The sequence below is a fragment of the Bradyrhizobium dasycarpum genome, assembly GCF_042019905.1.
In the GTDB taxonomy this organism is placed as follows: Bacteria; Pseudomonadota; Alphaproteobacteria; order Rhizobiales; family Xanthobacteraceae; genus Bradyrhizobium; species Bradyrhizobium japonicum_B.
This window is the reverse complement of sequence record NZ_CP169574.1, coordinates 732904-742074: the sequence shown is the minus strand read 5'-3', so window position 1 is coordinate 742074 and position 9171 is coordinate 732904. Positions and strand designations below refer to the sequence as shown.

Here is a 9171-nt window from a genome sequence, read left to right as displayed (position 1 = left end):
CGGCCGGGCCGAGACGGGAAAACCACCGGCGGCCGAGGCGCGCCGGTGGTTCAATCCTGGCGAACGACGCAAGAGAGCTACGCCGCCTGGCGCTGATGCGTCAGGTACTCCATGGTCACCTTCTCGACATTGGAATCGATCCAGGAGGCCATGCGCTGCTCCTCCTTCAGCGAGGCTTCGAGCAGCGGCTTGGCTTCTGGGGCCCCAGCCGGCCCGCAGAGCGTCAGGAGCGACTTGTAAGCCGCAATCTCAAAATTCTCGAACGCGTTGTTGGCGAACGTGTTCTTGAGGATCTCGTCGCCGGCAACCGAATGCGCCATCGCCATCATGTTGGCCATCACCGACTGCGCCGCGTCCTTCAGGCTGGACGTGCTCTCGCCGCAGGCTTCGAGGCATTTTTCCAGCCGCCTCAGCTGTTCATTGGTCTCCTGCAGGTGCGCCGTGACCTTCGCCTTAACTTCCGGATAATCGTCCAGCCGTTCCGACTGGCGCTCCATCAACTCTCGCGCCTGCACTTCCATCGCATGCGCATTTCGTAGTCCGACCACGAACGTGTCGCGGGCTTCGTTAGCCATTGTGCTGTCCTCCGTATGGGTTGGTCTCGTTCGCGCAACCCGCAAGTCGAACAGATCGTTCCTATCGGAGCGAGACGGCTTGATCAGACGGCTTGCCGCAGCAGACCGGCTGCGCTCCATCAGCCCGCATAGGAACGGTCGGCTCCGCGCGTGATTGGTCCGACAGGGCGCCCCACGCTGCGGCGTGAGTGCCTCGTCGGTCGCGCTTCGGTGCAGGCGAGAACGGTCCCGGCATGTTCCGCGCCGGGACCGCATTGTCCTCACCGCGTCATGCCCGCCACATAGGCCGCGAGCTTGTCCAGCGTCTGATAGCCGTATTCGACGGCGCCGAAGCCGATCATGCCGTCGCGCTGCTCGGTGCTCGAGGCCAGCTGGCGCATCATCAGCACGGTCTTGCCGTTGCTCTGCTCGGCAAAGGTGACGGTGAAGCGGAACATGCCGGGATCGTCGTCCTGGTCGAGGCCGTGATCCATCTCCATCAGGAACGGCCGCTCGATGCGGCGGAAGCGCATCCGGTTTGGATAGACCGTGCCGTCGGGGCCGATCATGTTGAAGCGCCAGACGCCGCCGACGCGCACGTCGATCTCGAAGGTCTCGATCTTGAACCCCTTCGGCCCGAACCATTGCGGCAGATGCTTCGGGTCGGACCAGGCCTCGAACACCAGATCGCGCGGCGCATCGATCACGCGCGACATCACGATCTCGCGGTCGAGCGACCACTGCGACAAAGCGGGATTGGCTGACTTCGTCATGGCTTAGAACCTTTTCCGTCTGGTTGTTCGGGACGGCCGCTTGGCGGCCGCCCTCTCTTTCTTGAGCTTCATCACGTAGGCTTCGAAACGGTCCAGCCGCGCCTCCCACACCGCGCGCTGCTGCTGGAACCAATCCTCCGCGCCAAGCAGCGCATCCGGACTGAGACGGCAGGTGCGCACGCGCCCGGTCTTCTCCGACAGAACGAGCCCGCTCGTCTCCAGCACATGGATGTGTTTCATCAAGCTCGGCAGCGCCATGTCGAAGGGATCGGCGAGCTCGCCGACGGAGGCCTCGCCCGCGCACAGCCGCATCACGATCGCCCGCCGCGTCGGATCGGCAAGCGCTGCGAAAACCTGGTCGAGGCGGGTCAATTGGTTAGCCATGTAGCTAACTATATTCCCATGACGACGGACGTCAACAAATACTTATCCGTCAGGCTAACTTTATCGCGGCCGCCGGTTGGACCTGGACGATCCGGATCCGCGCCTCACACCGAGCGCATCAGCCCGCCGTCGACGCGGATGTTCTGGCCGGTGATGTAGGCGGCGCCGTCGGAGGCCAGGAACGAGATCGTCGCCGCGATCTCCTCCACCTTGCCGTAGCGCTTCAGCGGCACGCTGTCGCGGCGCGCGTCCTGCTGCGGCAGGCTGTCGATCCAGCCCGGCAAGACGTTGTTCATGCGGATGTTGTCGGCCGCATGCGTGTCGGTGAAGATCTTCGTGAAGGCGGCAAGGCCGGCGCGGAACACCGCCGAGGTCGGGAACATCGCACTGGGCTCGAACGCCCAGGCCGTCGAGATGTTGATGATGGCGCCGCCCTTCTGCGCCTGCATCAGCGGCGTCACCAGCCGCGTCGGGCGGATCACGTTCAGCAGATAAGTGTCGAGGCCGGCGTGCCATTGCTCGTCGGTGATCTCGGTGATGGCCGCCCGCGGCCCGTGGCCGGCGCTGTTGACGAGCACGTCGATCCGTCCCCACTTTGCCATGGCCCCGTCGACGAGACGCTTGAGGTCGTCGTTCTCCTTGTTCGAGCCGGTGACGCCGAGCCCGCCGAGCTCGGCGGCCAGCGCCTCGCCCTTGCCGGAGGACGACAGGATCGCGACACGAAACCCGTCCGCGGCCAGCCGCCGCGCAGCCCCTGCCCCCATGCCGCTGCCGCCGGCGGTAACGAGCGCAACCTTCTCTGCTGCCATGACCGATCATCCCCTGGAGTTGAGGCGAGCCGCAGGCTCGGCCTATCATGCGGCCTTCTACATCCAGACCTGTCGGCAGGTCCATGGTCGAAGGACGCATCCCATGCGCCACGCGCGATGAGTGACTTGCTGATCCGCAATCTGCGCCCCGAGGAAATCTCCCTCGCCATCGACTGGGCCGCGGCCGAGGGCTGGAATCCGGGCCGCTACGATGCCGCCTGCTTCGCAATCCCCGACGCGCACGGCTTCTTCGTCGGCGAGATCGATGGCGAGCCGGCCGCAACCGTCTCCTGCGTCAATTACGACGACCGCTTCGCCTTCCTCGGCTTCTACATCGTGCGCGCAGACCTTCGCGGTTCCGGCCACGGCCTGCGGATCTGGAACGCGGCGATCGCCCATGCGGGCTCCCGCGTGATCGGGCTCGACGGCGTGGTGGCGCAGCAGGACAATTACAGGCAGTCCGGTTTCCAGCTGGCTTACGCCAATATCCGCTATAGCGGTGCCGTCGCCGCGCCCGTGAAGCCGCCAGCCGATGTCGTCGCACTCGGCACGATCCCGTTTGCGCTCGTGGAAGCCGACGACACCACCGTCTTCCCGGCGCGGCGTAGCGCCTTCCTGCGCGCCTGGATCGACGCGCCAGGTCATGTCGGCCGCGCGCTCTTGCGCGACGGCAAGCTCGCCGCCTGGGGCGTGATCCGGCCGTGCCGGATCGGCTCCAAGATCGGCCCGCTGGTCGCCGACGACCGCACGGCGGCGGACGCGATCGTGGAGGCCCTGCTGCCAAGCGCCAATGGCGGCGAGGTGTTCCTCGACGTCCCCGCCGTCAATCGCGAGGCCATCGCGCTCGCGGAGGCGCTCGGACTCAAGCCGGTGTTCGAGACGGCACGGATGTATACCGGCGCGATCCCGCCGCTGCGTATCGATCGCGTCTTCGGCGTGACCAGCTTCGAGCTCGGCTAACACGCGATGAGATTTGAATGAATCGTCATCGCGCTTTGGTTGTTGCTTGCGCATGATCGTTTTCGGAAAACCGCTGCGCAGTTCTCCGGATCATGCTTTAGAGCCGCTCAATAGCAGCGCGTGATGTTGACCGTGTGCTCGCTGCCGCCGCGGCCGGGCACCCTCACCTGCTCCGTCGGGCAGCTCGGCACGTAGGGCCGGTCGGACGGCACGACGTTCGGCGGGAAACGATGGGTCCAATCCCATGGCACGTCATAAGTGTAGGTGTAGCGCACGTCGGCGGAGAGCGACTGGGCCGCCGCATCGACGAAGGGCTGGCTGTAGCCGGCGCTGTCGTGGAAGAAGCCACCGCCGGGCCAGTAGACGAAGGGATTGTTGCGCCGGTGGAACCGGGCGCCCGGCGCGATGGGCGGACGCGCGATCGCGCCGGACGGCGCCGCACTCAGCCCATGCGGCGCGGCACCACCGGGCTGTGCAGAACCATCACTGAGGCTAAGGAGCAGCGCGGCTGCGCTGAGCGGGGCGAGCATCGCCCCATATGATCTGGACATCATGATACGCACCAACTCGTTTGGCTTCTGCGGCTCCCCGCAGCTACGCTAGGCCGGGCCGTCGCCCAGCCGCAAACGTATAATTAATTATTGGTTAAGGCATCGGGATTAGCCGGGGAACCGGTGCGGCAAAGAGCGCCCGGATGGCAGCCGATAGGCATTTCGTTCCGAAAAAGCGTCTCATAACCAGTTGATCGGAGTTGATCGCTCCTGCGGCACCGGCTCCGGAACGCTCCCGCAGTGCAACCGTTGGCCCCCGACACAAGCAAGGAGCATCTCCAATGCAGAACAAGTCAAAACTCCTCTGCCTGGTTACGGCATCGCTCGTCGCGGGCACGGCGGCAGCCTCGGCGCAGGGCTACGACTGGAGTGGATCCCGCATGGGTTGGGACCGCAGCGCCCCCGCCTACGAGCCCGTCCAGCCCCGCGCGTACTATCCTGATGTGGCGGGATCCTATGGCGCGCTCAACGGCACCAACCACCCGACCCCGAGCTCGTCGCAGGGCGACGTCGGCCCTGAGGGCAACAACAACGGCACCCTGACCGGCCGCTATCGCTGGTAGAGCCCGCCCGCACCTGAGGCCCGCCGTCCACATCGGACGGTGGGCCTTCGTGCGTCGGCTTCCGGCGCAGCTGACCGCGCGCCGGATCGAGCGTTCTCCCCCAATCCCTTGCGCTATCCGACGGCAAAACACCCAAGCCATCGGTCAATCGGCCTCGCCGAAAATATTCACCTTTACCGAATTTCGGAAATGACGTATGTGTCGCGCAACCCGGCCCAAGGAAGAGGGGCGTATCGCGATCGTCACGAACGCGGGCCGGGCGGCGGTGGACGCCGATGGCATCGGCGCGACGGGTTTTGCAGGGCGGGCAACCGTGAGCGAAACGTCTCGCGCACACGACCGGTGCAATCGGCGTACGGCAAAATCGTGTGGTCCTGGCGCCCGCAGGCTGGCGTCAAGTCTTTGCGGTGATGTGGCGGCTCGACCGGGCACGCGCATCGATCATCCGAGAAGGCGACGGGGGCAATAGTGCAACGCTCCCCGGGGAGAGCACGACATAAGCCGTAAAGCCACTGCGCAGGGAAGGCCGGATGTTTCGGCTTCACCTGTATGCCGCTGTGCAGCTTTCTTGAAGCACACGCTTTCGCACAGTGGACCGTGGGTGCCAGCCGGCACCCGGCCTTCCCTGCGCCCTCTTTCAATCAAGGGCGAAGCGATCAGGCAAAACTCGGGCGACCTGCGCCGCGAGGCTGCGATCCCATGTCAATCATTCACCGACGCTCTCGTGCCCCGGACGCAGCGCAGCACGCAGTGATGCGCTGCAGAGCCGGGGCCCATGCAGCAGCAGCGAGCACGCGGCTCGCTGGGTCCCGGCTCTGCGCAGCAACGCTTGCGCGTTGCAGCGCGTCCGGGACACGAGAGATGCGCGCTATCACCACACACCCGTCGGCCTCGAGCCGAAGACCGGCACACAAAAAACGGCGGGGAAAGACCCCGCCGTTCGATCGCGTCCTCATGAGTGACGCGTGGATGCTACATGCCCAGTCTTACATTCCGATGTCGAACACGTTCGGCAATTGGCCCGCCAGCGGCAGCGCGGTGGCGCCGAGGAAGGTCGCCACCATTGCCATCAGGCGACGGCTGTTGTGGCGCTTGCCGCGCATCTGGCCGGCGATCCACTCCAGCATCTCGCTGTTGACCTTGGAGGCATAGGACGGCGCCCAGCTCTCGATCTCGGTATCGGCCGACAGCGCGACGCTGCGCGGCGGCACCTTCAGACCCGAGGCGCTGGCGGCATAATGGGCAACGGCCTTGGCGAGCAGGTCGTCGAAGCGGCCGCCATCGCTGCGCTCGGTCGCGGCTTCGTTGATCTCGAACAGGACCTCGGCCTCGGCGCGGCTGACCGGCTGGTCGTTGACGGCGGAGGCCGTCAGGATCGCGTGCACCAGGCGGTGTCATCGGCATCGAGCGAACGGGAGAAGTGTACTCTTCCTTGGTGGTCGGCCCTTCGCCGGTGATCACGCCGTCACGCACGATGGAGAGTGCACGAGCCGCGGTATCGCGGCAGGACGGTTCGAGGGACGAGGACTCGACAGATTTAGGCGCAGCGGCAGACATAGTTCACTTCCAGACTTCTTCTGACCGGCCAGCATTTTCATGCCGGCGTAAAGGGGTGGTTAACGATTCGATACGGCGATCGCGACTTTTCGAGATGGTTGCCAATTGGTCGCTGTCAGGACCAGTTTGGTTCTAGGACGCGTCGGGCGAGCGTGATGGAAGTCATAAAAGGCATTCTCGGGGCGACCGAGGCCGTGCGACCCCGGATGGAGATGTTTCGCCGCAGCTGCCGCTGTAACAATAAGTTGCTAGGAAATCGGGCCTTCAAGGAAGGAATTCACATTTTACTCGAACCGGTTCAGCGGGCGTTCACTTGGTCTGGCAAGGTCCCTATAATGTGGGTGACGGCCAGAGAAGAATTTCCCAGTCAGTTCAATGCGATGAGGTAAAATCATGACACTTCCGATCGGCGCCACCGCACCCGACTTCGAAGCCGAGACCACCGAAGGGAAGATCAAGTTCCACGACTGGATCGGCAACAGCTGGGCGCTCCTGTTCTCGCACCCCAAGGACTTCACGCCGGTTTGCACGACCGAGCTCGGCGCCCTCGCCAGGCTGAAGCCGGAATTCGACAAGCGCGGCGTCAAGCTGATGGGCCTCTCGGTCGATCCGGTCGACAACCATGCCCGCTGGTCGGAGGACATCAAGGAGACGCAAGGCGCAGCGCCGAACTACCCGATGATCGGCGACACCGATTACAACGTCTCGAAGCTCTACGGCATGCTGCCGGCCGCGATCTCGGGCGATCCTCTCAAGCGCACCGCCGCCGACAACCAGACCGTCCGCAACGTCTTCATCATCGGGCCGGACAAGAAGATCAAGCTGGTGCTGGTCTATCCGATGACCACGGGCCGGAACTTCCAGGAGATCCTGCGCGTCATCGACTCGCTGCAGCTCACGGCCAAGCATCGCGTCGCGACCCCGGCGGACTGGTCGCAGGGCGACGACGTCATCATCGCCGGCTCGGTCTCCAATGACGAGGCCAAGACGATCTATCCGCAGGGCTGGAAGGAGCCGAAGCCCTACCTGCGCATCGTGCCGCAGCCGAAGTGACTTTTGGCGGCCGCACCTAGGGGTCGCCAAAAGTCATCCCGGGCGCGCAAGCGCGAACCCGGGATCTCGAGATCCGGGTTCGGTCCTTTGGACCGCCCCGGAATGACTGCGTTTAAATCAAGCCGCCCGCACGCGGTCGAGGAAACCGTCGACCTCTGCCTTCAGATGCAGGCTCTCGCCGGACAGCGCCTGGGCCGAGGCAAACATCCGGCTCGAGGTCTCGCCGGTCTCGCCGGCGCCCTTGGCGGCGTGCCGGACGTTGACGGCGACCTCGGCCGTGCCTGAGACCGCCGCGCGGACGCTCGCCACGATGTTTTGGGTTGCGCCTTTCTGTTGCTCGACCGCAGCCGAGATCGAGCCGGCGATCCCGCTGATGCGCTCGATGGTCTGGCTGATCGCCTTGATGGCGGCAACCGATTCCTCGGTCGCAAGCTGCATGCTCTCGATCTGGTTCGAGATCTCGTCGGTCGCCTTGGCGGTCTGACCGGCCAGCGTCTTGACCTCCTGGGCTACCACCGCAAAGCCGCGGCCGGCATCGCCGGCCCGCGCGGCCTCGATGGTGGCGTTCAGCGCCAACAGGTTGGTCTGTTCGGCGATGGAGGTGATCAACTTGACGACGTCGCCAATGCGCGCGCCGGCTTCCGAGAGCTGCGCGATGCGCTGGTCGGTGGCCTCGGCCTGCCGGACGGCTTCGGCGGAAATCTCGTTCGATTCCTGCACGCGCCGGGTGATCTCGGTGATCGACTGAGACAGCTCGTCGGAGGCCGAGGCCGCCGAACGCACGTGCTCGGAGGCATTTTCGGAAGCGCCGGCGGACTGCGCCGACAGATCGGCGGTGGAGCGTGCCACATCGGTCAGTTGTCGCGCCACGCGCTCGAACTCGCCCGACGATGTCAGCACCTTGTCGAGGATGCCGCCGACGCCGCCGCGGAACTCCTCGACGAAGTTGCGCAGGTCGGACTTGCGCTGCTCGGCCGCCGCGGCCGCGGCCGCCGCCTGCTCGCTGCGCATGCGCGCCCGCTCCAGCGAATTGCTCTTGAACACGGCGACCGTGCGGGCGATCTCGCCGATCTCGTCGGCGCGATCCTCGCATTCGATCGTGACGTCGCTCTGGCCGTTGGCAAGCGCGGTGAGCGAGTGCGTCACGGAGGTGAGCGGTCGGGTGACGCGGCGGACGACCAGCAGGGTCAGGCCCAGCACCAGAAGCGCGGCAAGTCCGGCGGCCGCAGCCATGCTCTCGATCGCGCGGGCCAGCATGCTCTCGTACTGGACCATGGGGATGCCGACATAGAGAATGCCGACGACCTTGCCGGCCGCGTTCGCGATGGGGAAATAGGCGGTCATGAAGGTCTTGCCGAATAGCGTGGCCGGACCCTTGTAGGCCTCGCCACGGCGCAGCGGTGCCTGTCCCGGATGGTCGGCGGCAAGCTGGGTGCCGACGGCGCGGTCGCCGTTTTCCTTCTTCACGTTGGTGGAGCGGCGGACGAACTGCCCGCTCGCATCGTCGAACACGAACAGGGTCGCATTGCCGCCGACATAGGACACCGCGCGGTCGACGATGGTGTGATCCTTGATCTCGGGCATCGCCGGAATTTCGGCGCGCACCACCGTGCCGTCCCGCATCGTGATCTTGGCGGCCGGAACGATCTCGGTGAAGGCCAGCGCCAGCGTGCGCAGGTTGACCTCGATGTCGCGCAAGGCGCGGTCATTGAAGGCGGAGGTCAGCGACCAATAGCCGGCGCCGACCACGAGCGCCGTGTTCACGGCGATCAGCAACACGGCGCACAGAACCGCTTTGGTGCCCAGCTTGAACTGCGGCAAGAACTTCCCGGTCAGAACCTTGGACATGAATGGTATCACCCCCGTAATTCCTGCATAATCGTGCAGTGGTATTACAGTCCCCTTAATGACGATTATACCGCCGCTCCCGGCATGCTTTCCAAATCGTAAACGAGGATACCCTGACC

General features: G+C 65.1%; 9 protein-coding genes and 1 pseudogene. 3 read left to right on the top strand and 7 right to left on the bottom strand.

Annotated elements, in window-relative coordinates:
* Nucleotides 1–77: 77 nt before the first annotated feature.
* The 4 genes from ACETMP_RS03840 to ACETMP_RS03825 all read right to left on the bottom strand — a co-directional run bounded on the left by ACETMP_RS03840 (nt 78) and on the right by ACETMP_RS03825 (nt 2520).
* Nucleotides 78–575, bottom strand: a complete 498-nt coding sequence (locus ACETMP_RS03840; RefSeq protein WP_028136948.1) for a ferritin-like domain-containing protein — start codon at nt 573–575, stop codon at nt 78–80.
* Between the two features lie 260 nt (nt 576–835).
* Nucleotides 836–1327, bottom strand: a complete 492-nt coding sequence (locus ACETMP_RS03835; RefSeq protein ID WP_375159945.1) for an SRPBCC family protein — start codon at nt 1325–1327, stop codon at nt 836–838.
* A gap of 3 nt (nt 1328–1330) precedes the next feature.
* On the bottom strand, nt 1331–1711 hold the full coding sequence (locus ACETMP_RS03830; protein WP_375159944.1) for an ArsR/SmtB family transcription factor: 381 nt from the start codon (nt 1709–1711) through the stop codon (nt 1331–1333).
* 104 nt (nt 1712–1815) lie between these two features.
* Complete coding sequence (locus tag ACETMP_RS03825) at nt 1816–2520, bottom strand: SDR family oxidoreductase (RefSeq protein ID WP_375159943.1); 705 nt, start codon at nt 2518–2520, stop codon at nt 1816–1818.
* 117 nt (nt 2521–2637) lie between these two features.
* Here ACETMP_RS03825 and ACETMP_RS03820 point away from each other — a divergent pair, with 117 nt between their 5' ends.
* Nucleotides 2638–3480: a GNAT family N-acetyltransferase gene (locus ACETMP_RS03820; protein WP_375159942.1), complete on the top strand. Its 843-nt coding sequence runs from the start codon at nt 2638–2640 to the stop codon at nt 3478–3480.
* Between the two features lie 107 nt (nt 3481–3587).
* On the opposite strand, the gene ACETMP_RS03815 is transcribed toward ACETMP_RS03820, so the two are convergent.
* Nucleotides 3588–4034 carry a hypothetical protein gene (locus tag ACETMP_RS03815; RefSeq protein WP_375159941.1) on the bottom strand — a complete coding sequence of 149 codons (447 nt, stop codon included), beginning with the start codon at nt 4032–4034 and terminating at the stop codon, nt 3588–3590.
* A 278-nt stretch (nt 4035–4312) separates the two neighbouring features.
* Here ACETMP_RS03815 and ACETMP_RS03810 point away from each other — a divergent pair, with 278 nt between their 5' ends.
* Entirely contained in the window at nt 4313–4594 is a 282-nt protein-coding gene (locus ACETMP_RS03810; RefSeq protein ID WP_375159940.1) for a hypothetical protein, read from the top strand.
* A gap of 986 nt (nt 4595–5580) precedes the next feature.
* On the opposite strand, the pseudogene ACETMP_RS03805 reads toward ACETMP_RS03810, so the two are convergent.
* Nucleotides 5581–6151, bottom strand: a pseudogene (locus ACETMP_RS03805) (hypothetical protein).
* Nucleotides 6152–6544: 393 nt separating this feature from the next.
* Between ACETMP_RS03805 and ACETMP_RS03800 the strand changes: the two are divergent.
* The gene (locus ACETMP_RS03800; protein ID WP_375159939.1) at nt 6545–7204 is read left to right on the top strand and encodes a peroxiredoxin; all 660 of its coding nucleotides are present in this window, start codon (nt 6545–6547) and stop codon (nt 7202–7204) included.
* Between the two features lie 117 nt (nt 7205–7321).
* Here the strand turns inward: ACETMP_RS03800 and ACETMP_RS03795 are convergent, their stop codons facing one another.
* Nucleotides 7322–9052, bottom strand: coding sequence for a methyl-accepting chemotaxis protein (locus ACETMP_RS03795; protein ID WP_375159938.1), 1731 nt, complete (start codon nt 9050–9052; stop codon nt 7322–7324).
* Nucleotides 9053–9171: the final 119 nt, after the last annotated feature.

Excerpts from the sequence above, each read along its gene's own strand:
- ACETMP_RS03835 (WP_375159945.1), bottom strand. The coding sequence starts at position 1,327 with ATGACGAAGTCAGCCAATCCCGCTTTGTCGCAGTGGTCGCTCGACCGC.
- ACETMP_RS03820 (WP_375159942.1), top strand. The coding sequence starts at position 2,638 with ATGAGTGACTTGCTGATCCGCAATCTGCGCCCCGAGGAAATCTCCCTC.
- ACETMP_RS03825 (WP_375159943.1), bottom strand. The coding sequence starts at position 2,520 with ATGGCAGCAGAGAAGGTTGCGCTCGTTACCGCCGGCGGCAGCGGCATG.
- ACETMP_RS03815 (WP_375159941.1), bottom strand. The coding sequence starts at position 4,034 with ATGATGTCCAGATCATATGGGGCGATGCTCGCCCCGCTCAGCGCAGCC.
- ACETMP_RS03830 (WP_375159944.1), bottom strand. The coding sequence starts at position 1,711 with ATGGCTAACCAATTGACCCGCCTCGACCAGGTTTTCGCAGCGCTTGCC.
- ACETMP_RS03795 (WP_375159938.1), bottom strand. The coding sequence starts at position 9,052 with ATGTCCAAGGTTCTGACCGGGAAGTTCTTGCCGCAGTTCAAGCTGGGC.
- ACETMP_RS03840 (WP_028136948.1), bottom strand. The coding sequence starts at position 575 with ATGGCTAACGAAGCCCGCGACACGTTCGTGGTCGGACTACGAAATGCG.
- ACETMP_RS03800 (WP_375159939.1), top strand. The coding sequence starts at position 6,545 with ATGACACTTCCGATCGGCGCCACCGCACCCGACTTCGAAGCCGAGACC.
- ACETMP_RS03810 (WP_375159940.1), top strand. The coding sequence starts at position 4,313 with ATGCAGAACAAGTCAAAACTCCTCTGCCTGGTTACGGCATCGCTCGTC.